The 22,884-nt window shown below is 56.3% G+C and carries 29 protein-coding genes and 1 tRNA gene; 10 read left to right on the top strand and 20 right to left on the bottom strand.

Annotation, left to right across the window (positions count from 1 at the left end):
• Positions 1–22 precede the first annotated feature (22 nt).
• The 5 genes from pheS to thrS all read right to left on the bottom strand — a co-directional run bounded on the left by pheS (position 23) and on the right by thrS (position 4,262).
• The gene (pheS, locus tag KI231_RS10315) at positions 23–1,039 is read right to left on the bottom strand and encodes a phenylalanine--tRNA ligase subunit alpha (protein WP_003226365.1); all 1,017 of its coding nucleotides are present in this window, start codon (positions 1,037–1,039) and stop codon (positions 23–25) included.
• 109 nt (positions 1,040–1,148) lie between these two features.
• Entirely contained in the window at positions 1,149–1,505 is a 357-nt protein-coding gene (gene rplT, locus KI231_RS10310) for a 50S ribosomal protein L20 (RefSeq protein ID WP_007913489.1), read from the bottom strand.
• 28 nt (positions 1,506–1,533) lie between these two features.
• Positions 1,534–1,728, bottom strand: coding sequence for a 50S ribosomal protein L35 (rpmI, locus tag KI231_RS10305; RefSeq protein ID WP_002553160.1), 195 nt, complete (start codon positions 1,726–1,728; stop codon positions 1,534–1,536).
• Between the two features lie 60 nt (positions 1,729–1,788).
• Complete coding sequence (infC, locus tag KI231_RS10300) at positions 1,789–2,340, bottom strand: translation initiation factor IF-3 (protein WP_171057393.1); 552 nt, start codon at positions 2,338–2,340, stop codon at positions 1,789–1,791.
• The gene (gene thrS / locus KI231_RS10295) at positions 2,340–4,262 is read right to left on the bottom strand and encodes a threonine--tRNA ligase (RefSeq protein WP_103304894.1); all 1,923 of its coding nucleotides are present in this window, start codon (positions 4,260–4,262) and stop codon (positions 2,340–2,342) included. Before thrS ends, infC begins: the two co-directional genes overlap by 1 nt.
• Before the next feature lie 371 nt (positions 4,263–4,633).
• Between thrS and KI231_RS10290 the strand changes: the two genes are divergently transcribed.
• A complete protein-coding gene (locus KI231_RS10290; protein WP_213028146.1) occupies positions 4,634–4,936 on the top strand; it encodes a hypothetical protein in 303 nt (100 codons plus the stop codon).
• A 288-nt stretch (positions 4,937–5,224) separates the two neighbouring features.
• On the top strand, positions 5,225–5,437 hold the full coding sequence (locus KI231_RS10285; RefSeq protein WP_003179963.1) for a cold-shock protein: 213 nt from the start codon (positions 5,225–5,227) through the stop codon (positions 5,435–5,437).
• A 73-nt stretch (positions 5,438–5,510) separates the two neighbouring features.
• Here KI231_RS10285 and KI231_RS10280 read toward each other — a convergent pair whose 3' ends face one another.
• Positions 5,511–5,825 carry an I78 family peptidase inhibitor gene (locus tag KI231_RS10280; RefSeq protein ID WP_103304892.1) on the bottom strand — a complete coding sequence of 105 codons (315 nt, stop codon included), beginning with the start codon at positions 5,823–5,825 and terminating at the stop codon, positions 5,511–5,513.
• Positions 5,826–5,992: 167 nt separating this feature from the next.
• Positions 5,993–6,298, bottom strand: a complete 306-nt coding sequence (locus tag KI231_RS10275) for a hypothetical protein (protein WP_007913485.1) — start codon at positions 6,296–6,298, stop codon at positions 5,993–5,995.
• Between the two features lie 132 nt (positions 6,299–6,430).
• Here KI231_RS10275 and KI231_RS10270 point away from each other — a divergent pair, with 132 nt between their 5' ends.
• Entirely contained in the window at positions 6,431–6,643 is a 213-nt protein-coding gene (locus KI231_RS10270) for a hypothetical protein (RefSeq protein ID WP_103304938.1), read from the top strand.
• A gap of 33 nt (positions 6,644–6,676) precedes the next feature.
• On the opposite strand, the gene KI231_RS10265 is transcribed toward KI231_RS10270, so the two are convergent.
• From KI231_RS10265 to KI231_RS10230, 8 genes are all read right to left on the bottom strand, one after another.
• Complete coding sequence (locus tag KI231_RS10265; RefSeq protein WP_103304891.1) at positions 6,677–7,705, bottom strand: nucleoside hydrolase; 1,029 nt, start codon at positions 7,703–7,705, stop codon at positions 6,677–6,679.
• Between the two features lie 31 nt (positions 7,706–7,736).
• Positions 7,737–8,141, bottom strand: coding sequence for a D-ribose pyranase (gene rbsD / locus KI231_RS10260; RefSeq protein WP_103304890.1), 405 nt, complete (start codon positions 8,139–8,141; stop codon positions 7,737–7,739).
• A complete protein-coding gene (gene rbsK / locus KI231_RS10255) occupies positions 8,138–9,055 on the bottom strand; it encodes a ribokinase (RefSeq protein ID WP_213028145.1) in 918 nt (305 codons plus the stop codon). Before rbsK ends, rbsD begins: the two co-directional genes overlap by 4 nt.
• Before the next feature lie 24 nt (positions 9,056–9,079).
• Positions 9,080–10,099, bottom strand: a complete 1,020-nt coding sequence (locus tag KI231_RS10250) for a LacI family DNA-binding transcriptional regulator (RefSeq protein WP_213028144.1) — start codon at positions 10,097–10,099, stop codon at positions 9,080–9,082.
• 3 nt (positions 10,100–10,102) lie between these two features.
• Entirely contained in the window at positions 10,103–11,080 is a 978-nt protein-coding gene (locus tag KI231_RS10245; RefSeq protein ID WP_103304887.1) for an ABC transporter permease, read from the bottom strand.
• The gene (locus KI231_RS10240; RefSeq protein WP_213028143.1) at positions 11,077–12,630 is read right to left on the bottom strand and encodes a sugar ABC transporter ATP-binding protein; all 1,554 of its coding nucleotides are present in this window, start codon (positions 12,628–12,630) and stop codon (positions 11,077–11,079) included. Before KI231_RS10240 ends, KI231_RS10245 begins: the two co-directional genes overlap by 4 nt.
• A gap of 55 nt (positions 12,631–12,685) precedes the next feature.
• Positions 12,686–13,642 carry a sugar ABC transporter substrate-binding protein gene (locus KI231_RS10235; protein ID WP_103304885.1) on the bottom strand — a complete coding sequence of 319 codons (957 nt, stop codon included), beginning with the start codon at positions 13,640–13,642 and terminating at the stop codon, positions 12,686–12,688.
• Between the two features lie 201 nt (positions 13,643–13,843).
• The gene (locus KI231_RS10230; RefSeq protein WP_103304884.1) at positions 13,844–14,290 is read right to left on the bottom strand and encodes a hypothetical protein; all 447 of its coding nucleotides are present in this window, start codon (positions 14,288–14,290) and stop codon (positions 13,844–13,846) included.
• Positions 14,291–14,639: 349 nt separating this feature from the next.
• Between KI231_RS10230 and KI231_RS10225 the strand changes: the two genes are divergently transcribed.
• From KI231_RS10225 to KI231_RS10215, 3 genes are all read left to right on the top strand, one after another.
• The gene (locus KI231_RS10225; protein WP_213028142.1) at positions 14,640–15,728 is read left to right on the top strand and encodes an asparaginase; all 1,089 of its coding nucleotides are present in this window, start codon (positions 14,640–14,642) and stop codon (positions 15,726–15,728) included.
• Between the two features lie 197 nt (positions 15,729–15,925).
• Positions 15,926–16,195 carry a DUF1654 domain-containing protein gene (locus KI231_RS10220; RefSeq protein WP_103304882.1) on the top strand — a complete coding sequence of 90 codons (270 nt, stop codon included), beginning with the start codon at positions 15,926–15,928 and terminating at the stop codon, positions 16,193–16,195.
• Between the two features lie 4 nt (positions 16,196–16,199).
• Entirely contained in the window at positions 16,200–16,889 is a 690-nt protein-coding gene (locus KI231_RS10215; RefSeq protein WP_103304881.1) for an endonuclease, read from the top strand.
• A 52-nt stretch (positions 16,890–16,941) separates the two neighbouring features.
• Here the strand turns inward: KI231_RS10215 and KI231_RS10210 are convergent, their stop codons facing one another.
• Both KI231_RS10210 and KI231_RS10205 read right to left on the bottom strand, forming a co-directional pair.
• Complete coding sequence (locus KI231_RS10210; protein ID WP_213028141.1) at positions 16,942–17,853, bottom strand: siderophore-interacting protein; 912 nt, start codon at positions 17,851–17,853, stop codon at positions 16,942–16,944.
• An 87-nt stretch (positions 17,854–17,940) separates the two neighbouring features.
• Positions 17,941–18,309 (bottom strand): SPOR domain-containing protein, encoded by a 369-nt coding sequence (locus KI231_RS10205; protein ID WP_103304879.1) that lies wholly within the window; start codon positions 18,307–18,309, stop codon positions 17,941–17,943.
• Between the two features lie 250 nt (positions 18,310–18,559).
• Between KI231_RS10205 and csrA the strand changes: the two genes are divergently transcribed.
• A complete protein-coding gene (gene csrA, locus KI231_RS10200) occupies positions 18,560–18,754 on the top strand; it encodes a carbon storage regulator CsrA (protein ID WP_003179932.1) in 195 nt (64 codons plus the stop codon).
• Positions 18,755–18,985: 231 nt separating this feature from the next.
• Here the strand turns inward: csrA and KI231_RS10195 are convergent, their stop codons facing one another.
• The gene (locus tag KI231_RS10195; protein WP_213028140.1) at positions 18,986–19,441 is read right to left on the bottom strand and encodes a DUF2214 family protein; all 456 of its coding nucleotides are present in this window, start codon (positions 19,439–19,441) and stop codon (positions 18,986–18,988) included.
• A 395-nt stretch (positions 19,442–19,836) separates the two neighbouring features.
• Between KI231_RS10195 and KI231_RS29935 the strand changes: the two genes are divergently transcribed.
• Positions 19,837–20,277 carry a hypothetical protein gene (locus KI231_RS29935; protein WP_249412109.1) on the top strand — a complete coding sequence of 147 codons (441 nt, stop codon included), beginning with the start codon at positions 19,837–19,839 and terminating at the stop codon, positions 20,275–20,277.
• Between the two features lie 104 nt (positions 20,278–20,381).
• Here KI231_RS29935 and KI231_RS10185 read toward each other — a convergent pair whose 3' ends face one another.
• Entirely contained in the window at positions 20,382–20,648 is a 267-nt protein-coding gene (locus KI231_RS10185) for a hypothetical protein (RefSeq protein WP_158249175.1), read from the bottom strand.
• A 165-nt stretch (positions 20,649–20,813) separates the two neighbouring features.
• Here KI231_RS10185 and KI231_RS10180 point away from each other — a divergent pair, with 165 nt between their 5' ends.
• Positions 20,814–20,981 (top strand): hypothetical protein, encoded by a 168-nt coding sequence (locus KI231_RS10180; RefSeq protein ID WP_213028139.1) that lies wholly within the window; start codon positions 20,814–20,816, stop codon positions 20,979–20,981.
• A 296-nt stretch (positions 20,982–21,277) separates the two neighbouring features.
• Here the strand turns inward: KI231_RS10180 and KI231_RS10175 are convergent.
• Positions 21,278–21,354, bottom strand: a tRNA-Val gene (locus tag KI231_RS10175).
• A gap of 184 nt (positions 21,355–21,538) precedes the next feature.
• On the opposite strand from KI231_RS10175, the gene KI231_RS10170 reads away from it, so the two are divergent.
• A complete protein-coding gene (locus KI231_RS10170; RefSeq protein ID WP_213028138.1) occupies positions 21,539–22,822 on the top strand; it encodes an NAD(P)/FAD-dependent oxidoreductase in 1,284 nt (427 codons plus the stop codon).
• Positions 22,823–22,884 lie beyond the last annotated feature (62 nt).

Here is a 22,884-nt window from a genome sequence, read left to right as displayed (position 1 = left end):
CTCTCCTAAGAATTCGTTACGACTAGCGAAATTGCGCGAGGAACCGCAAGTCGTTGTCGAAGAACAGACGCAAGTCGTTCACGCCGTAACGGAGCATGGCCAGACGCTCGACGCCCATACCGAAAGCAAAGCCGGAGAACTCTTCCGGATCGATGCCGGACATGCGCAGCACGTTCGGGTGAACCATGCCGCAGCCCATCACTTCCAGCCAGCCGGTCTGCTTGCAGACGCGGCAGCCTTTACCGCTACACATCACGCATTCCATATCGACTTCAGCGGATGGCTCGGTGAACGGGAAGTACGAAGGACGGAAACGTACGGCCAGTTCTTTCTCGAAGAACACCCGCAGGAACTCTTCGATGGTGCCTTTGAGATCGGCAAAATTGATGTCGCGATCGACCAGCAGGCCTTCGACCTGGTGGAACATCGGCGAGTGGGTGATATCGGAGTCGCTACGGTACACACGGCCTGGGCAGACGATGCGGATCGGTGGCTGCTTCGATTCCATGGTGCGGACCTGTACCGGCGAGGTATGGGTGCGCAGCAGCATGTTGGCGTTGAAATAAAAGGTGTCATGCATCGACCGGGCCGGGTGATGGCCTGGGATGTTGAGCGCTTCAAAGTTGTGATAGTCGTCTTCGACCTCAGGACCTTCGGCGATGCCGTAGCCAATGCGAGTGAAGAACTGTTCAACACGCTCCAGAGTCCGGGTCACCGGATGCAGACCACCGGAGGTCTGACCACGGCCCGGCAACGTCACATCAATGGACTCGGCGGACAGTTTGGCAGCCAGTTCGGCTTCTTCAAACAGGGCCATGCGCGCATTGAGAACGCCTGTTACACGTTCCTTGGCAACGTTGATCAGGGCGCCAACTTGTGGACGCTCTTCTGCCGGCAAATTCCCCAGGGTCTTCATCACCTGAGTCAATTCGCCCTTTTTGCCAAGGTATTGAACCCGGATTTGCTCCAGGGCATTGATATCTTCAGCGCTTTGCACAGCCTCTAGAGCTTGAGAGACCAGCGCGTCCAGGTTTTCCATGTACAGACTCCAGATACAAAATAGGGGAAGAGCTTGAAGGCTCTTCCCCTATTTAAGACGTTTACCACCTGGCCCCACGGAAGTGAGACCGGGTGATTGTCGGGGGTACTTAAGCCAAGGTGGCTTTAGCTTTCTCGACAATCGCAGCAAACACCGCTTTTTCGTTCACTGCCAGATCAGCCAGAACCTTACGGTCGATCTCGATGGACGCTTTTTTCAGGCCAGCGATGAAACGGCTGTAGGACAGACCGTTAACACGCGCACCAGCGTTGATACGAGCGATCCACAGAGCGCGGAACTGACGTTTTTTCTGACGACGGTCACGGTAGGCGTATTGGCCTGCCTTGATTACCGCTTGCTTGGCAACACGGAATACGCGCGAGCGTGCGCCGTAGTAGCCTTTAGCAAGTTTCAGAATTTTTTTGTGACGTTTACGGGCAATGACGCCACGCTTTACACGAGCCATGAGTTACTTCCTCTATTCTTGACTAAAATTAACGAAGGCGCAGCATGCGCTCGACTTTTGCCACGTCAGACGGATGCAGCAAGCTGCTACCGCGCAGTTGACGCTTACGCTTGGTCGACATTTTAGTCAGGATGTGGCTCTTGAAAGCGTGCTTGTGCTTGATACCGTTAGCAGTTTTCAGAAACCGCTTAGCAGCACCACTTTTGGTTTTCATTTTTGGCATGTTCGGATACTCCGCATTCAGTTGATAAACATAATCAGAAGGCCTGCCGTGCCCTGATGATTACTTCTTCTTTTTCGGGGCGATGACCATGATCAGTTGGCGTCCTTCCATCTTAGGATGCTGTTCGACCGAACCGTACTCGAGCAGGTCAGCTTCAACCCGCTTGAGGAGTTCCATCCCCAGCTCCTGGTGGGCCATCTCACGGCCGCGGAATCGCAAGGATACCTTGGCCCTGTCCCCATCACTCAGGAAACGTACCAGGTTGCGCAGTTTTACCTGGTAATCCCCTTCCTCCGTCCCTGGACGAAACTTGATTTCTTTTACCTGAATCTGCTTCTGGTTCTTCTTCGCCGCTGCAACCTGTTTCTTCTTTTCGAAGATAGATTTGCCGTAATCCATCACCCGGCAAACCGGTGGGATTGCGTCGGCAGAGATTTCTACCAGATCAAGCTTTGCTTCTTCAGCAATACGAAGCGCTTCATCAATCGAGACGATGCCAATCTGCTCGCCATCAGCGCCAATTAACCGAACCTCGCGTGCCGAGATATTCTCGTTGATCGGGGCTTTCGGTGCAGCTCGTTTATCTTGTCTCATTTCACGCTTAATAATAATTACTCCGAATCTGGGCGACCACGCCGGGAAACCGCTTGCGCGAGAAACTCAGCGAACTGGGCGACGGGCATCGAGCCCAGGTCAGCACCTTCACGAGTACGCACAGCGACAGTCTGCATCTCGACTTCCTTATCTCCGATAACCAAAAGATAGGGAACCTTGAGCAAAGTATGCTCGCGGATTTTAAAGCCGATCTTTTCATTTCTCAAGTCGGACTTGGCACGAAATCCGCTTTCGTTGAGAGTTTTTTCTACTTCTGCAACAAAATCTGCCTGTTTATCAGTGATATTCATGATCACCGCCTGGGTTGGCGCGAGCCACGCAGGGAATGCACCTTCATAGTGCTCGATCAGAATCCCGACGAAACGCTCGAAGGAACCGAGGATCGCACGGTGCAACATCACTGGATGTTTGCGGCTGTTGTCTTCGGAGACGTATTCAGCGCCCAAACGGACAGGCAGGTTAAAATCGAGCTGCAAGGTACCACATTGCCAGACGCGACCGAGGCAATCTTTCAGCGAAAATTCGATTTTCGGACCATAGAACGCGCCCTCACCCGGCTGCAGATCGTACGGCAGGCCCGCAGAATCAAGGGCTGCAGCCAGTGCGGCTTCAGCGCGATCCCACAGCTCGTCGGAACCGACGCGTTTTTCCGGACGAGTGGACAGCTTCATCTCGACATCGGTAAAGCCGAAGTCGCGATATACGTCCATGGTCAGCTTGATGAACGCAGCGGATTCGGCCTGCATCTGCTCTTCAGTACAGAAGATATGGGCGTCGTCCTGAGTGAACCCACGCACGCGCATGATGCCGTGCAGCGCGCCCGATGGCTCGTTACGGTGGCAGGCACCGAACTCGGCCAGACGCATCGGCAGCTCGCGGTAGCTCTTCAGGCCTTGGTTGAACACCTGCACGTGGCAAGGGCAGTTCATCGGCTTGATGGCGTAGTCGCGGCTTTCCGACTGCGTGGTAAACATGTTGTCGGCGTAGTTGGCCCAGTGCCCGGATTTCTCCCAAAGGCTGCGATCAACGACCTGCGGCGTCTTGATCTCAAGGTAGCCGTTGTCACGCTGCACCTTGCGCATGTATTGCTCGAGCACCTGGTACAGAGTCCAGCCGTTCGGGTGCCAGAACACCATGCCCGGCGCTTCTTCCTGGGTATGGAACAGGCCCAGACGCTTGCCGATCTTGCGGTGATCGCGCTTTTCAGCTTCTTCGATGCGCTGGATGTAAGCCGCGAGCTGCTTCTTGTCTGCCCAAGCGGTGCCGTAAACGCGCTGCAACTGCTCGTTTTTGGCGTCGCCGCGCCAGTAGGCGCCCGACAGCTTGGTCAGCTTGAAGGATTTCAGGAAGCGCGTGTTCGGCACGTGCGGACCGCGGCACATGTCGACGTATTCTTCGTGATAGTACAGGCCCATCGCCTGCTCGTTCGGCATGTCCTCGACCAGACGCAGCTTGTAGTCTTCGCCGCGGGCCTTGAACACTTCGATCACCTCGGCGCGCGGAGTGACCTTCTTGATGACGTCGTAATCTTTTTCGATCAGCTGCTGCATGCGCTGCTCGATGGCGGCCATATCGTCCGGAGTGAAAGGACGCTCGAAGGCGATGTCGTAATAGAAGCCTTCGTCGATGACCGGCCCGATCACCATTTTGGCAGTCGGGTACAACTGCTTGACCGCATGGCCAACAAGGTGCGCGCAAGAGTGGCGAATGATCTCCAGCCCCTCTTCATCCTTTGGCGTGATGATTTGCAGCGTCGCGTCGCTGTCGATGATGTCGCTGGCGTCAACCAGCTTGCCATTGACCTTGCCGGCCACGGTGGCTTTGGCCAGGCCTGCACCAATGGATGCGGCGACCTCGGCTACGGAAACCGGGTGATCGAATGAACGTTGACTGCCGTCGGGAAGAGTAATAGTTGGCATGGCGCCTCCTCTCCTAGTGGTGACCCCTACCAAAGGTCACGTGGGTTGGGATGAGCCAGTACAAGATCCGATCCAGGCCATTCAATGACGAACGCCTGCCTTACAGCGGCAGGAGCCTTGCGGCCAACCGGAAAACCGAACCAGAGTGACTGGGATTCAAATCAGAATGTTCGCACGCTGACCGCAGCCGGGACGGAAAGTCATCCGGTGCCTGTAAACGCTTGAGCCCGGCATGCTAGCACAGATGAGCGGTCACTTATGCCTCTGTTTGAGCAGAAGGCAAATCGTCCGTTTTTATGCCAGAGTGCTGAACTTGAGAGGCCTTTACCCCCTCAGATAACAAGACATTGACCCACAAGGAGCATCCTCGCATGCGTCTGAACACCTTATTCGCCGTAGTCGCCCCTATTGTTCTGTTGGTGCCGCTGGCCGCTCACGCTGATTGGCCGAAGGGCGAACGCGAGAAATACATGGCACAGTGCACCCAGGCGGCTACTCCACAAATCGGCGCCGCTGCTGCCAAATCTCACTGTGCTTGTGGTGCAGATGCCATCAAGTCTTATCCGGCCAGCGACATTCAGGCGTTGATGGACAACAAGGCTACGCCTGAATTGAAGCAGAAAGCGCTGGGCCAAATTGCCAAATGCAAAGCCAACACCCCGGCAAAAAAGTAAGTAAAAAGCACTTCTGACTCGGCTCAGCGCCCCTGAAAACGGCTGAATTTGAGCCTTTTCGGACGATTTATGCAGGTTTTACAGGTTTTTTTATTGTCTTTACTTTTCGCTAAAAGCCTTTGAAACCGGGGCTTTCAGCGTACAAAGGCAGCAAAGAAAACACGACTGATTGGCAAACAGCACGTCCGGGGGGCTACCAAAGCGAACATTTCGACTATGATACCCGGGTGTGCCCAGTTGGCCTGAGCAGCACAGTACTGAAAAATATATGTTTCTTGGAGATACACCATGTCTAATCGCCAAACCGGCACCGTTAAGTGGTTCAACGATGAAAAAGGCTTCGGCTTCATCACTCCTCAAGGTGGCGGTGACGACCTGTTCGTACACTTCAAAGCTATCGAATCCGACGGTTTCAAAAGCCTGAAAGAAGGCCAGACCGTCTCTTTCGTGGCTGAGAAAGGCCAAAAGGGTATGCAAGCAGCACAGGTTCGCCCAGAGTAATTTCTGAGCAGAACTAAAAAAACCCCGTCCATGTGACGGGGTTTTTTATGCCTGAAACAAAAGCGCTCGGCGATCAGCCGCAGTTGACGCGGGTAACCACCAGAGCGTTATCGGTGTTCAGGTTCAAGCGATCGGAGCGGTATTCCAGGGTGATCATGTCATCGGGCTTGAGGAAGCGTGCGTTTTGCGCACCGGCTTTCGCTCGGGCCTGCTCCAGCAATGCGGGCGAAGCTTTCTTGCCAATGGCGAACTCCGCTGCCGTCGCTTCACAGCGGCTACCAGCTTCTGGCGCCACAGGATCCTTTGCCGACTCGCTGGAGGTCGTACTGCAACCGGCCAACATGGCAGCGGCCATAAGTGCACCCAGTGTCGCGAACTTCAAAGGCATGAAGCCTCCTTACTTTCAAATGATTAAGCTGAGATCGTGCGACCGCCAATGCGGCGTTTGGTTTCATGACAAATGCCATCCCCCTGCCCCACGACCGGAAAAACGCCGAGTTTGCCTGAGCAGCCCTCACCCCTTCATCAATCAATCGTGACTGAATATTAACGAGCTCAGTAGACGTCGATGTAGTCGTAAGGTGGATTCGGCCAGTTGTCTTTGAGCGCATTGAAAATCTGCATCACCCACACTTCGTCGCTGGCCGCGACATTTCCCACATAGCCTGAACCCTTGGCCCAGGTTTCCAGACGAAACAACAGGCCATCAATGTCCTGACCGCCCGTCACGCCCGAAGAAATATACGCAATACCGCCCTTGGTCACGCGCAGTTGCGTGTGCTCATCATCGCTGGCCGACGCCAGCAATTGGCGTACGGCATCAAGCGTAAGGCCGTCAGGGGTATTCAAATCGATCTGCACAGCACGATCCTTGGATAAGCCGGAAAAGACCAAGTGTCGCATAGCGTTGTGCTCATGCCTAAGTCGCAGTGCCAAACGAGCGACAAAGTGGTTAACTCGTCCACCGACATTCCCGACCTTTCGAGCGCACTCATGAGCACCGTAAGCATCACCGCCGACATCAAAGTCCTGTGGCCGAAAGGGCACAGTTCATACAGCCCGGGCAGTTCGGAAGAGCTGGCATTGATCAGCATTGATCTGCTGGTCAAAACGATGGGAACACAAGGCGCGCAAACGTTTATAGCCCAAGTGTTCGAGAGGTATCAGCACGACCCAAAGGGCAAACCGGACACCGAGAGAGAGTAGCGACCCGCAGGCTGGCACCTGCGGGTCTTTGCCTTACTTCAGGCGTTTCAGGCGCTCAGTCAGCAGATCGAAGAAGCCTTGGGCATCACCATTCTCGACCCAGAATGCATTTTTCGGTTGTTTCAGGCCGTCGTACCAATCAACGACGGTCTGACCGAAAGTGATCCCTTCACGGCTATCAACAGCCACGTTAACCGAGCGACCGGTGAACAGTTCCGGCTTCAGCAGGTAAGCGATGACGGTAGCGTCATGCACCGGGCCGCCCGGGATGCCGTAATGCTCCATATCCCCTTTGATGTACTCGTTGAGAATGTCGCCGACAATCTTGCTCGCATTGTTGTTGAGCGCTGCAATCTGCTTGAGGCGCGCATCGCTGGTGAGAATCTTGTGGGTCACGTCCAGCGGCAGGTAGGTCAGCTTCACGCCGCTCTTGAGTACCACTTCAGCCGCTTGCGGATCGGCAAACAGGTTGAATTCAGCCACCGGGGTGATGTTGCCACCGTTGAAGTGCGCACCACCCATGATCACCACTTCCTTGATGCCCTGAACAATCTCGGGCTCCTGGATCAGCGCCAGCGCCAGGTTGGTCTGCGGACCGAGCATGGCGATGGTGATGCTGTGCGGCTTGGCTTTTTTCAGGGTATCGATCAGGTAGTTGACCGCATTGCCTTCAGCCAGGCCTTTTTTCGGTTCATGCACGGTGACACCCGACAGGCCTTCCTTGCCATGGATGTTTTCGGCGTAGATCGGCGTACGCATCAGCGGTTTCGGCGCACCGGCGTACACCGGTACATCCTCGCGCCCTGCCCACTCGCGAGCCAGACGCGCATTACGCGACGTCTTGTCGAGGCGCACGTTGCCGGCCACGGTGGTCAGCGCACGAATATTCAGTTCGTCCGGCGAGGCCAGGGCGAACAGCAAGGCGACCACGTCGTCGGCACCCGGATCGGTGTCGATGATCAGGTCGATTTTTTCCGCCGCATGAGCGCCGGTTGCAGTTATCACGGACAAAAGCAGCAGACTCCGGACCAGTTGATGCAGTTTTTGAGCATAGCGTTGCATGGCGCATTCCTTGTGCAGATGAAATCGAAAATCAGAACGTAACCCCAGCGACCAGAACGATGTTGCAGTACGGCTGACATTCGCCTGTACGAACAATCGCTCGTGCCTGTCGGCTGAGAACCTTGAATTGGTCGTGACTGAGCAGATCGCGACGCCCCAGTGCGCCCTCTTCATTCAACGCCTCCAGCGTGGTGAGCGCCGTCGGCTGCTTATCGAAAATCTCTTTGGCCAACGCGTGGCTTTCCACCTGCATTTCGCTGAGCAGCACTTTCAACGTGGTGACGAAATCCGGGACGCCGTGGGTCAGCGCCAGATCAATCAATTCGACACCGGGCGGCACCGGCAACCCGGCGTCACCGATGACCACCATGTCGCCATGGCCCAGGGAGGCGATCAGCCGCGACAGCGCGACATTGAGCAGAGGAGTCTTTTTCATGCGGGTTTAAAGGCCTGTACGTCGGACATTGTTGGGATAGAAGGCTGCGCGCCAGCGCGAGTCACTGACAATGCAGCGGCAATCTGCCCGTAGCGAATCGCTTCAGCTTCGGACTTGCCAGCGGCCAGGGCAGCGGCAAAACCACCGACAAAGGTATCCCCTGCCGCCGTGGTATCGACGGCTTTCACTTTGGGGGCAGGAAAATGCTCGAAGCCTTTGCCGTTGGCGAACAATGAGCCCTCGGCGCCGAGGGTGATGATGACTTTGCCCGCACCCATCGCGATCAAGTGACTTGCAGCGCTTTCTGCGGTTTCCAGCGAATCTACCGGCAGGCCGCTCAATGCAGCGGCTTCGCTTTCATTGGGAATCAGATAATCGATGGCCGCGAACCAATCCGACGGTAACGGGCGGCTGGCTGGCGCGGGGTTGAGGATCACCGTCTTGCCCAGCGCACGTGCGCGCTTGAGCGCATGGCCCACCGTCGCATCCGGAATTTCAAGCTGACAGATGACAACATCGGCAGCCTGTAGCACGGCGTCGAACCGGTCGATCACCGCCGGTGTCATCGCGCCGTTGGCTCCAGCGACAATCACGATGGCGTTCTGACTGTTGTCATCGACAACGATCAACGCCACGCCACTGGAATCCTCGACGACGCTCACCGCCTGGCAGTCAATCTGCTCAGCCAGCAAGGCATCACGCAATTGCACGCCATAGTCGTCATTGCCGACACAACCGACCATAGCCACTTGTGCACCCAGTCGCGCGGCAGCCACTGCCTGATTGGCACCCTTGCCGCCGGACACGGTGGCGAAGGAGTGACCGATCAGCGTTTCACCGCCCCGGGGCAACCGTGGCGCCCGGGTCACCAGATCCATATTCAGGCTGCCTATTACCACTACATTTGCTGGCATACATCATTACTCGTCAATTCGGTTTCAGCGATATTCGGTGAACACGCCGGACAGCGGCGCGGTCGACTCGCGCAGGACAATACTCGGGGTCACGATCCTTTGATCCGTGCCCAGAGTTGGAGTAGCAAGTCTTCGCAGCAGCACCTCGGCCGCCATTTCGCCCAACTGCAGGATTGACTGGCCGACGGTAGTGAGTGCCGGATAGACATAACGGCTCATCTGGATATCGTCGAAGCCGATCACCGACAGATCACTCGGCACCCGCACATTACGCTCTGCCGCTGCACGCAGCACACCGATACCAATCATGTCGTTACCGGCGAAAATCGCGCTCGGCGGGTTGCTCTCGAGCAGGATCGCCGCGGCGTTGTAACCACCGGTACTGGTGAAATCACTTTCCAGCATGCGCGCCTGACGTATTTCTATGCCCGCCTCTTTCAGCGCCCGGCAATATCCGGCCTGACGCATCTGCGCCACGCTGGTGCTCGCCGGACCGCCGATCGTTGCAATATCGCGATGGCCAAGCTCCAGTAGATGGCGGGTGGCGAGATAGGCGCCGTATTCGTGGTCGATGCGTACCAGATCGGCATCCACGCCATCGAGGCCACGGTCGACAATCACCATGGGCGTCTTCACCCCGGCCAACCCTTGCGCCAAACCACTGTCACCGCCCGCCGAAGCGACGATCAACCCATCGATACGTTTTTCCAGCAACACGCGCAAATAGCTGCGTTGCTTTTCCGGGTTGTCATCGGAGTTGCAGAGGATCACGCAGTAGCCGTTACGCTCGCAGTAATCCTCGATGCCCCGCGCCAGTTCGGCGAAGTACGGGTTGAGGCTGTTGGGTACCAAAAGGCCAATGGTTGCCGTGGTCTTGGCTTTCAACGAGCGCGCCACCGCACTCGGCACATAGTCAAGGCTCTTGATGGCCGCCTCGACTTTGCGCCGCACTTCCTGACTGACCGGCCGCGTGTTGTTCACCACATGCGACACGGTTGTGTAGGAAATTCCCGCGAGGGCCGCCACATCCTTGATAGTCGCCATGGCTCAGCCCCGCCGACTGGCGCGCTGGCTACGATAGGTATCGAGCACGACCGCGATGACAATCACTGCACCGGTGATGATACGTTTGGTCGGTTCGGTCGCACCGATCTGCGCCAGACCCGCTGCCAGCACGGAAATGATCAACACCCCAAAGAACGTGCTGATTACCGAACCGCGCCCGCCCATCAGGCTGGTCCCGCCGATCACCACAGCAGCAATCACTTGCAACTCCAGACCGGAGCCGGCGTTCGGGTCAGCCGCTTCCAGACGAGAAATCTGGAACAGCGCGGCGATACCGGCCAACAACCCCATCAGGCTGAACACCAGAATCTTGTAGGGCTTCGGATTGATCCCCGCCAGCCTTACCGCCTCTTCGTTGGTGCCGATGCCGATCAGGTAGCGACCAAACACGGTGCGAGTCAAAACCGCCTGGGCCATGAAGATCACCAGCAAGGCAATGATGAACGAAGGCGAGATGCCGAATGCGATCGGGTTCGACAGCCAGGCAAAAGAATCACCGATATAAGCCGTGCGCGAACCAGTCATCTGGTACGCCAGGCCGCGAGCCATTTCCAGCACGCCGAGGGACACAATGAACGATGGAATCCGCCAGGCAACGGTGATCGAACCAGTGACGGTGCCGGCCAGCGCCGCTACCGCCATGCCCAGCAGCGCCGACGGCAGAACACTCCAGCCCCAGCCGAGAATGGCGACACTGACCGTTGATGCCGCCAATGCCAGCACCGAGCCCACCGAAAGGTCGATGCCGCCGATGATCAGCACGAAGGTCATGCCGACTGCCAGCACCATCAGATCGGGAATCTGGTTGGCCAGGGTGCTGAAGGTGTTATAGGACAGAAAGTGGCTGCTCAAGATCGAGAACAGCGCGACCATCGCCAGCAAGGCACCGGCCAGCCCCAGATAAGTACCCAGCCCGTAAAAATTGCCACTACGTTTGCCGGCAGGAGATGCAGTTTTCATGGGAGATCCCTAGGCGCCGCTTCGTTGAGCAACGCATCACGTTTTTGGTAGCCGGCGAACGCGGCGGCAAGCAAATCATCCTGGGTCCAGCTGTCGCGCTCGAAGGTATCGATCAGACGACCTGCGGACAGCACGCCGATCCGGTCGCAGATCAGCATCAATTCACGCAGGTCACTGGAGACCACCACCAGCGCTTTGCCCTGGCGAGTCAATTCACCGAGCAAGGCATAAATGTCGAACTTGGCGCCGACGTCGATGCCACGAGTCGGCTCATCGAACAGCAGCACCGAACAATCACGCTCCAGCCATCGACCAATCACAACCTTCTGCTGGTTCCCCCCGGAAAGCTCTGACACCAACTGGGTCGGGCTCGAACTGCGGATGCGCATGGCATCGATCTGCCGTTGCGCCAAGGCGATCTCGTCGCCATTGTTGACGAAACCGCCACTGGAGATTTCCGGCATGTTGCCCAACGCGATGTTGGCGCTGATCGACTGACTGAGCAGCAAGCCTTCGCCCTTGCGGTCTTCGGTGATCAACGCGATGCCATTGCGTACCGCATCGACCGGCGAACGCACACTCACAACTTGTGCGGGCGAGCCCAACGATATCGTGCCGCTGTCGGCGACATCGGCACCGAAAATCAGCCGCAGCAATTCCGTGCGCCCTGCCCCGATCAGCCCGGAAATCCCGAAGATCTCTCCGGCGCGCACTTCGAACGAGACGTCGCGCACCTTGTCGGAACGCGTCAGACCCTTGACCGTCAACGCCGGGGCGCCAATCTTGCGCGGGCCCATGTCGATGTGTTCACCCAGTTCACGACCGACCATCAGCGTGACCAGTTGCTCGCTGTTGTAATTGGCCATCGGTTCGACACAGACCAGGTTGCCGTCACGCAACACGGCAATGCGCTGGGCAACACGGGACAGCTCTTCGAGGCGGTGGGAAATGTAGATGATCGAGACGCCGCGCGCCTGCAAACGAGTGATCTGCTCAAAGAGCATTTCAACTTCACGCGCCGTCAGCATCGCGGTGGGTTCGTCGAGAATCAGCACATGGCAATCGCCGATCAGGTTCCGGGCGATTTCGACCATCTGCTGATGCCCGATGCCCAGCTCGCCGACCAACGTATCCGGATCGATCGCGTCGAGGCCGACTTGCGCCATGGCTTCGATAGCGGCTTTACGCAACTGCTTGCGGCTGATCCAGCCACCATTGCTTGGCAGATTATCGAGAAACAGATTCTCCGCCACCGACAGCGTCGGCAACAGATTGAGTTCTTGCATGACCATGCGTACGCCAAGGTCTTCTGCCTGGGTACGACTGCCCGGGCGATAGTCCTTGCCCTGAAACTGCATATGGCCCGTGGTCGGAGTGACCAGACCGCCAATGATCTTCGAAAGCGTGCTTTTACCGGCGCCATTCTCGCCAGTGAGCGCCAGCACTTCACCGCGCATCAGCGTCAAATCGATGCCGGTGAGCACCGGTTGCGCATAGGTCTTACCGATACCGCTGACCGAGAGGACAGCGTTCGGGGCGGAAACTGACATAAAAATCTCCATGCGCTCGCCCGGACGGACGAGCGCCGTTGTGTCGCCAGAGGACTTACTTGGTGACCAGCTCGACCGGCGTTTCGATCACGCCATTGGCACCGCTGTCGACTTTCTCGCCCTTGATGATTTTCAGCGCGGTCTCGATGCCGAACACGGCTTGTTTGGCAGCATATTGGTCGGCAGTCGCCAGTACGCGACCATCCTTCAACATTGGCTTGATGGCATTGATGTTGTCGTAACCGACCACCTGCACTTGGCCTGCCTTGCCGGCGGCGCGTACGGCGGAAACGGCACCGACGGCCATGCTGTCGTTACCCGCCAGCAACGCTTTGACTTGCGGATATTCGCTGAGAATCGACGCGGCAACCTTGTTGCCCTTGTCGATTTCCCAGTCGCCGGACTGCAGGGAAACAACCTTGATTTGCGCCGCGTCCATCGCATCCTTGAAACCGGCGGTACGCTGCTGGGCGTTGGTCGTGGTCGACACGCCTTCAATGATGCCGACTTCGTCACCGGCCTTGAGCTGTTTGGCCAGGTATTCACCGACCAGACGCGCACCTTTGCGGTTGTCCGGACCTACGAATGGCACGCTGATGTTTTTGCTTTTGACGATTGCCGGATCAAGCTGGTTGTCGATGTTGATCACTGTGATACCGGCGTCGACTGCTTTCTTGATCACCGGCACCATGGCCTTGGAATCGGAAGGCGCGATGACCAGCGCATTGACCTTGGCCAGAATCATTTGCTCGACGATGCGGGTCTGGCCGGCGGTGTCGGTTTCATCCTTGATGCCGTTGGAGATCAGGTCGAAATCGGCGGAGTGTTCTTTCTGGTAGGCCTTTGCGCCGTCTTCCATGGTCAGGAAGAATTCGTTGGCCAGAGATTTCATGACCAGTGCGACTTTGGGTTTTTCAGGGGATTCGGCGAACGCCGAAGAGACAGGCAGTGCAGCGGCTGTGGCAGCCAGCATAGCGACAGCAAGAAGACGTCCAGCAAATGGCAGCTTCATGGGTTCACTCCGATCTTATGATTATTGTGAGCAACGCTTGCGCTGGCGTAATCTACATTACTTTGCCGATGACAGAATGCCCCGACGAACGTCGCGCAAACGTTTGCGTAGACCGAACTATGCGAATCCCGCCGACATTTGTCAACAATCAGAAATCGTCATGTATTGTAGGGCGAATCTGCTGATCCGCCCGGTCGCTGTTTATGCCGTGGTGCTGACCAGGTTACCGCTGGTGGAACCCTTGGACATCTCTTTCAGCAGCGCCGCCGATACTTCCATCATTGCGCCGCTGGTTTGCGCGATCTGCCCCTGAATGGACATGACTGCCTGCGACTTGGCCTCTGGCGTCGGATAGCTCGCAGCCTGCGCGGCAGCGAGTTGCTGTTGCTGCTCCTGCATTTGCTTCTGCAATTCCTGCATGCGTTTCAGCAGCATCTTGACGGTAATGCTGAGATTATCGCTGCTTTCAGTCTTGCTCGCTTCCTGCGCGGGACCACCGGTTCTGACCTGATTACTGCTTTCTTCCTCGGTGCCCAGCGCCTCGGCGGAGGCATCCGCTTCGGCTTCATTTATTGCATTGATCGTCGCTGCGGTCTTACCACCAATGGTGACAGCACCGGGATTTGCTATACCGATCGTCAGTGACATGTGAACTCCCTAGAGTTTAGTTTCCTTTATCACCCATCGGCCTGCGCTAAGGATTCTTTAGCAGGAATTCCACAACCGGCAACCCGATCTGTTCGCCAGGGGCAGTAGTCCTTTTCGGTGAGCCGAACGCGAAAGCGACCATTGTTCGGAAATCCGGATAAACGATTCATCAGGAACCTCACCGAGTCATAAAATCTTGATGTAAATCATCAGCTTAAACATTTCTCTAACGCAAAGTACGGCTGGTACAGATCCTGCTCCCTTCACCGCACCCCGCGCACCCAGATCGGCACGGGGCGCATCTAGATGAACCTGCATCAGCACCGTCTCACTACTAGAGAGAAAAATAATGACATCTGCTTTGAAAAACTTCGTTCCGGGCGCTTTGGCCCTCCTTTTACTCCTGCCTACTGCCCTTCAGGCAAAAGAAGTCGAGTCCCAGACCAAACTTGCCAACGTCGTGGTGCTTGCCACGGGTGGCACCATCGCCGGAGCTGGCGCCAGTGCCGCCAACAGCGCCACTTATCAAGCTGCCAAGGTCGGCGTGGAACAACTGATCGCCGGCATTCCCGAGTTGAGCAAACTGGCCAATGTGCGTGGCGAACAAGTCATGCAGATCGCCTCGGAAAGCATCACCAACGACAATCTGCTGCAACTGGGCCGTCGCGTTGCCGAACTGGCCGACAGCAAAGACGTTGACGGCATCGTCATCACCCACGGTACCGACACCCTGGAAGAAACCGCTTACTTCCTGAACCTGGTCGAGAAGACCGACAAGCCGATCATCGTTGTCGGCTCCATGCGTCCAGGCACTGCGATGTCGGCTGACGGCATGCTCAACCTGTATAACGCCGTGGCCGTGGCCAGCAGCAAAGAAGCACGCGGCAAAGGCGTACTGGTGACCATGAACGATGAAATCCAGTCCGGTCGCGACGTCAGCAAAATGATCAACATCAAGACCGAGGCGTTCAAGAGCGCCTGGGGCCCACTAGGCATGGTGGTTGAAGGCAAGTCCTACTGGTTCCGCTTGCCAGCCAAGCGTCACACCATGGACTCGGAATTCGACATCAAAAACATCAAGAGCCTTCCTGACGTAGAAATCGCCTATTCCTACGGTAACGTAAGCGATACCGCCTACAAGGCACTCGCCCAGTCCGGCGCCAAAGCCATCATCCACGCCGGCACCGGCAACGGTTCGGTGTCGTCCCGCGTGGTTCCGGCCCTGCAGGCCCTGCGCAAGGATGGCGTGCAGATCATCCGCTCGTCTCACGTCAACGCTGGCGGTTTCGTTCTGCGTAACGCCGAACAGCCTGACGACAAGTACGACTGGGTTGTCGCTCACGACCTGAACCCACAAAAAGCCCGCATTCTGGCGATGGTCGCTTTGACCAAAACCAACGACAGCAAAGAGCTGCAACGGATGTTCTGGGAATACTGATTGACCTCCGCCCGACCAATCCCGGTCGGGCACCCTTCGCTCCATTCACCTGCCTGGCAAATGGAGCGTCGCCTACAGCACGCAAGCATTTCCCCTACAAAAAAATCGACACACCTCACACCAAAATCGGAAAACCGCTGTCAGAGGATTTTCTTGAATTTTAAGCAGTTGCGAAATTGCTTACAGTTAAATACTGTATGCACGTACAGCTTAATAAGGATAACCTCGTGGCCACCTCCCCTGATGCTCCTGACGCTTATGAACGCATGGGTATGCGCGTTCAAAAAATCATCAATTCCCCCACAGCGCAAAAATCCAAAGCCGCATTGATCTTCCGCTTGCCGGACGAACCAATGGATGAGTGGGAGCGCCTGCTCGAGGAAATCGACGAGAACGACAACGTCACCCTCGCCTATCGCGACGATGGCGGCGTGCAGATTTTTTGGGTTGTGCCGAAGGAAGATTGATTCAATGATTGTCCGCTGTTTTGCTTTGCTGCTGCTGTTCATCGCCATGGGCGCCCAGGCCGGCGCGCCCCGCACTTTTTCAGAAGCCAAGAAGGTCGCGTGGAAGTTGTATGCTCCGCAGTCCACCGAGTTTTATTGCGGGTGTAAGTACACCGGCAACAAAGTTGATCTGAAGGCGTGCGGTTACGTACCGCGCAAAAATGCCAAGCGTGCGTCACGCATCGAGTGGGAACACATCGTGCCGGCCTGGCAGTTCGGCCACCAGCGCCAATGCTGGCAGGAAGGCGGACGCAAGAACTGCACCCGTTATGACCCGACTTATCAAAAGGCAGAAGCCGACCTGCATAACCTGGTACCAAGTATTGGCGAGGTCAACGGCGACCGCAGCAACTTCAGCTACGGCTGGTTGCCGGTGCAATCCGGTCAGTACGGCTCGTGCCTGACCCAGGTCGACTTCAAGGCCAAGAAGGTCATGCCCCGCCCTTCGATTCGCGGCATGATCGCCCGCACCTATTTCTACATGAGCAAGCAGTACGGCTTGCGCCTGTCGAAACAGGATCGGCAATTGTACGAAGCGTGGGACAAGACTTATCCGGTGCAAGACTGGGAACGCCAGCGCAATCAGAGCGTGGCGTGCGTGATGGGGCGCGGCAATGAGTTTGTCGGCCCGGTGAACATGAAAGCCTGCGGCTGATCGCAGCGTGAAAAAAAGGCCTCGAATGTTATGTTCGAGGCCTTTTTTGTGGCTAGCTTCCAGACTTGTTGTAACGCCAATACCCCATCAGATTGAGCGACTCGCGAGGAATGCCGCACTCCTTGATCAGGTATTTGCGCAAGCTCATGACTGCCGCACTTTCACCGGCGACCCAGCCGTAAAATCCTTCAGGGGCGTTATCGGCAATTTCCCAGAGAATATCCTTTTCGATATCGACATCGGCCAACTCGACTGCACGTCCCTCTGACGACGCATGAACGGGTAGCGTTGCCCCGCGCACCGCTTCAACCATCAGCGCCCCGGCGACGGTTTCACTCGCTTGATCACGAATCAGCCATCGCACTGACAGTCCCGGCCAGTCAGGGACGGCGAGCATGTCCTGCGCGCTATCCACCTCAAAGAATGCCTGGACTTGAGGCGGCTTATTGAGCGCCGCCAACTCATCGAGAATACCCATGGCCGCCGGCAGCGCGGTGGCGTCGGCGACGAGCAGAACCTGTTTGAGAATTTGCGGTGGCTTCCATTCGAATCCACCGGCATCCTGCGCCGAGAAATGACTGTCGGGCGCAAGGATCTGCATCGACTCACCGGGTTGAGCCCTTAGCGCCCAACGCGATGCCGGGCCGTTCTCGCCATGCAGGACAAAATCGATATCTACCTCGCCTTGCTCAGCGCGCAGGTGACGGATTGTGTAGGTGCGCATCGCAGGACGTCGATCCGCCAGCATCGCCCGGAAGCGAGCGAACCAACCTTCATCTTGAGAAAGCCGTGATGGCGACCCGTCGGCGGCAGGGAAAAACAGCTTCACCCTTTGATCCGGCGCCCAAGTCGCCATTTCATTGACGGACGGGCCGCAAAGGGTGATCCGCATCATATGCGGGCTCAACTGCGTTTTACGATGCAAGGTGACATCGAACAACTTGTAGGGATTGGCGGAGGCCATGGGGAGCTCCTTCTGGAAATCATCAGCGACTTGAATAGGAACGAATCGCAGTTGACAACCTTTAGGCAGCTCCACCAGATGAATCGTTTACGGCGTGAGCGGATGCTCAACCAACACGGATTCAACATTCTGCTTTTTGGCCTTCACCAATGCAGCATCCACCTGCACCTTGCGAGCTTCCGCCTCGGCCTGGGAGTTGAACGGGCCAATCAGAATCCGCGTTTTGCCGCTGCCATCCTTGATGACCGTCGGAACGAAAGCATGCTCGATCAACCAGCCGCTCAGGTCACTGACGGCTTGAGGGGTTTCACCGCGCACCTCAAGGTCCCATTGAGGGGCGGCGGCAACCGCAGGAGCGCTCGCGACTGTCGTTTTCGGTTTCTGCGCGTCTACACCTTTGCCTTCACCACATCCTGCCAATGCCAGTGCCGCGACCATCCAGACCAATTTGCGCACAACGCTTTCCTCGAAAATCTCAAAGCGGCGATCTTATCATTCATAAATACTTCGTGAGCCCCGCAAAATGGGCACAAAACAACGAGATTGATGATTGCAGCCTCTGTATAGTTACGCCCTGGGAATTAATGCCGCATCTGCGCGTCAGAAAGAGGCACCCAAACCGTGAGACTTCGCACTAATCTATACGTACCACCGACCTCTGCACTGTCTGAATCAGGTGCCCTACAAAGCAATCAAGGAGAAGACCATGCTGATACTCACCCGCAAAGTCGGTGAAAGCATAAACATTGGTGATGACATCACCATCACCATTCTGGGCGTTAGCGGCCAGCAAGTACGAATCGGCATCAACGCTCCGAAAAACGTTGCCGTGCATCGTGAAGAGATTTACCAGCGCATTCAGGCTGGCCTGACCGCCCCGGACAAGCCACAAACTCCCTGAGCCGCCCCGCAGTCAGTAGCCAGTTCGTTTGCCTCGTGTAATGACTGGCTAGAGATACACGCGCCGTATTGCCATCCGCTCCCCACTCTGTTGGGCACGGCGCCTGACACGCGACCTCCTTCCCTCTCAACGCTTTACCGCATCCCTATCCTTCGTTGCCGAGCGATATTACCCGCCATTTTTAGGGCTGGCTGTCGGACGTTTCCGATAGAGCGCAGAGAATTCGCCTTCCTAGCCGAATGTCACGCCACGCGCCATGCCGGTGGCGGCAATCACCATCAGCACTAGCAGCAACGCCTGGACATGACTGATTCGCGCGTACAACTTTGCACGCCCGGTATTTAATGCCGCACCGCGTGCAGATGCGATCCGCCATTTGACCAGCGTGACCATCGGGGCGAGTTCAATCAGCAGAATGAGCACCAACAGCGTCATCTTCAGATGAAACAGCGGCTGATGAAGGTAATAGTCAGTGCCCTTCTCATACTCGCCAAATGCGCGCATCCCGCCGGTCACCAGCAGGATCAATGCAGAAATGCCCCATAAGTTATCGGCAAGCAACACTCGCCCGGCCTCTCCAGTACCGGCCGCCAAGCGGCGGAACGCTGTACCGCGTGTAAGCACCGCCCAAAAACCCAAGGCAAAAGCCAATAGATGAATTGCCGCTAGAAACCAATGAACCAGCATCGACAAACCCCTTTGGAAAGAGTTGAAAATCGGCCAGTCAGTAGTAGTCGAATAAGCAAGGATTTGCCCGCGCAGGATCGGCGGATGAAAGACAGGTACTGCGACAGCCAAATCGCAGGCAAAAAAAATCCCAAGCAGCTGATGGAAGCTTGGGATTTAAAAGTGCATAAACCGTGGTGGTGAACGCGGGGCGGATGTTACTGATTTATCCCGCATGTAACAACATTTTTTCGATAACCGGCTGGTTAGTAACACGCGTAAGTCATTCAATATCCACACTTTTTCCAAGGATGATGGCGACGGACGGTGACTCTACGCCTGAAAACCAAAGCCATCCCCACAGCAATGATTGACCATGATCTCCCCCCACTGGATCATTCGCACGCAAAACCAGCATGGATCGCAAAGCAATGAAACATCCCCACCATGGACGACGCGCCCTCTCGGCAATCTCCCCACCAAAAACTCCGCAGGGACTCCTCCTCAACATGAGCAGCGTGAGCACTTGGCTCTTCATCGGCTTCTTATGCTGTGCAAGTTTTCATGTAGACGCTGCAGAGGTGCCAATCAAAGAGGGGATGTCATTTACAAGCGCCAGAAATGCTCTGATTCAAAACGGCTGGAAACCGAACCCAACCGACTTAGAAAAGATCGGGGTCGAAAATATTTTCATAAGAAAAGGCTTCATCGAAATTGAATCCTGCACGATGGGCATTCAGTTCTGCAGTTTCTACTATTTAAAAGACCAAACCTGTCTCGGCGTCGCAACAGTGGGCGAAGAGATTAAAGACATGAAGATCTACTCATGGAATTTCGAATGCCCCGAAAGAGAGTAAGGGTGCGGAAAGTGAGATCCTTCCCTTGCGCTTGCATTTTGCTTTATCTCTCCAGTGCCTTTGCCTGCGCTACAGAGATACCCATCAGAGAAGGTATGCCGTTTTTATCGGCGCGAAGTGCATTGATCAAGAACGGCTGGAGGCCAGATGCGCTCATTCAGAGGCAGCCTGTCGGCACTGCGGTAGAACTTCTGAATATGGGCATCACGGAAGTCGAGCGATGCACCCAGGGCGTGCAGTACTGCCAATTCCATTACAGGAAAAACCAGGAATGCCTGGGCATCACGACTATTGGCGAGGAGGCAGAGGACCTTGTTATTGATGCCTGGAATTTCAGCTGCCCATGATTCATCAGGTGCATGGACGCGCATTGAGCCCCATCGAGAACCGCTCGCTGATTTCCACAATTCGTCAATTTGGCGAGCTCTGCCGTAGCACAATTCATGCGCCCATTGATGAACATACGTTCATCGAAATCATCGTTATATGCGTCTAGTCTGCGGGTTCCAACATAGTGACTACAGGAGTAACCCACCATGTTCTCGCACGAAAGCATCCCGCTGATCACCATTTTCATCATCATGCTACTGGGCGTGCTTGCAGCCTTTCTACACCCACTGCACGCCCTTCATAGTTGGGTGCAGAGACGCAAAGAAAGATCCTCCGACCAGATTGTGAAAAAGCTGGATTCGCGCCGAAGTTAATTTAACGAGCCCGGCGCCCGAGCCGGGCTTCTCCGCTGATTGACTGTGGCTGGCCTTTGGAGCCTTAACACTGCCATAAAGCTTTGGTGTAGATGCGGACGAGAAAGTGACGAAGCATTATCTGACGGGCCATGGCAATGAGGCCTTTGTGTACATGCGGGCGAGTGCCGATCTGAGGGTGTAATCGGTGGTCGTTTGCCCAAAGTATTCCCAAAGTTTTCCCAAACGACAGACAACAAAAAAGGGCCCACCTTTCGGTGAGCCCTTCTAGACCGCCCAGCAGAGCGGATTTTGTTTGGTAGGCGCGATTGGACTCGAACCAACGACCCCCACCATGTCAAGGTGGTGCTCTAACCAACTGAGCTACGTGCCTGCTGTGAGGCGGCATTCTACGGAATTCCGGAGGGGTGTCAACACCTTTTTTTCACCTAACCCTATGAATATGCAAAATATTTAATTTCAGGCCAGCGAAGAAGATTTTTCCGGTGGCTGGCGGAGGTTTTTCAACTCGGGTAGGATCGGCGCACTCGTAAAATATATTAAACAGAGGCTGCAGGATGGCGAACACCCCCTACCCAGAGTCTTACTACGCGGCGTCGGCCAACGCCGTACCGCCACGTCCGGCCTTGCAGGATGATGTGGAGACGGATGTCTGTGTGATTGGCGCCGGGTATACCGGGCTGTCCTCTGCGCTGTTTCTGCTGGAGAACGGTTTTCGCGTGACCGTGCTGGAAGCGGCCAAGGTCGGCTTCGGTGCATCGGGTCGCAATGGCGGTCAGATCGTCAACAGCTATAGCCGCGATATCGATGTGATCGAGCGCAGCGTCGGCCCGAAGCAAGCGCAACTGCTCGGACAGATGGCTTTTGAAGGCGGCCGGATCATTCGTGAGCGTGTGGCCAAGTACAACATCCAGTGCGATCTGAAGGATGGCGGCGTTTTCGCCGCCATCACGGCCAAGCAGATGGGTCACCTGGAGTCGCAGAAACGCCTGTGGGAGCGCTTCGGTCATACGCAGCTTGAATTGCTCGACCAACGCCGCATTCGCGAAGTCGTGGCGTGCGATCAGTACGTCGGCGGCATGCTCGACATGAGCGGCGGGCATATTCATCCGCTGAACCTGGCGCTTGGCGAAGCGGCGGCGGTTGAATCCCTCGGCGGCACTATCTATGAGCAATCGCCTGCCGTGCGCATTGAGCGCGGGGCCAATCCGGTGGTGCACACGCCACAAGGCAAGGTCAGGGCCAAGTTCATCATCGTCGCCGGCAACGCCTACCTGGGCAATCTGGTGCCGGAACTGGCGGCCAAATCGATGCCGTGCGGCACGCAGGTGATCACCACCGAACCGCTGGGTGATGAGTTGGCCAAGTCTTTGCTGCCGCAGGATTATTGCGTCGAAGACTGCAATTACCTGCTGGACTACTACCGTCTGACGGGCGACAAGCGTCTGATCTTCGGCGGCGGCGTGGTGTATGGCGCGCGGGATCCGGCAAACATCGAAGCGATCATCCGCCCGAAAATGCTCAAGGCGTTTCCGCAGTTGAAGGATGTGAAGATTGATTACGCCTGGACCGGAAATTTCCTGCTGACGCTGTCGCGCTTGCCACAGGTTGGACGGCTGGGCGACAACATCTATTACTCGCAAGGTTGCAGTGGTCATGGCGTGACGTACACGCATCTGGCTGGCAAGGTGCTGGCCGAGGCGTTGCGTGGGCAGGCTGAGCGCTTTGATGCTTTTGCTGATTTGCCGCATTACCCGTTCCCGGGTGGACAGATGTTGCGGACGCCGTTTGCGGCGCTGGGGGCCTGGTATTACGGGTTGCGGGATAAACTCGGCTTCTGACTGACCGTGAAACAACTGTGGCGAGGGGATTTATCCCCGATGGGTCGCGCAGCGCCCCCTTA

The sequence above is a fragment of the Pseudomonas sp. Seg1 genome (assembly GCF_018326005.1).
GTDB lineage: Bacteria > Pseudomonadota > Gammaproteobacteria > Pseudomonadales > Pseudomonadaceae > Aquipseudomonas.
Note: the sequence above shows the minus strand (reverse complement) of the source record. Positions and strands in the feature narration are given on the sequence as shown.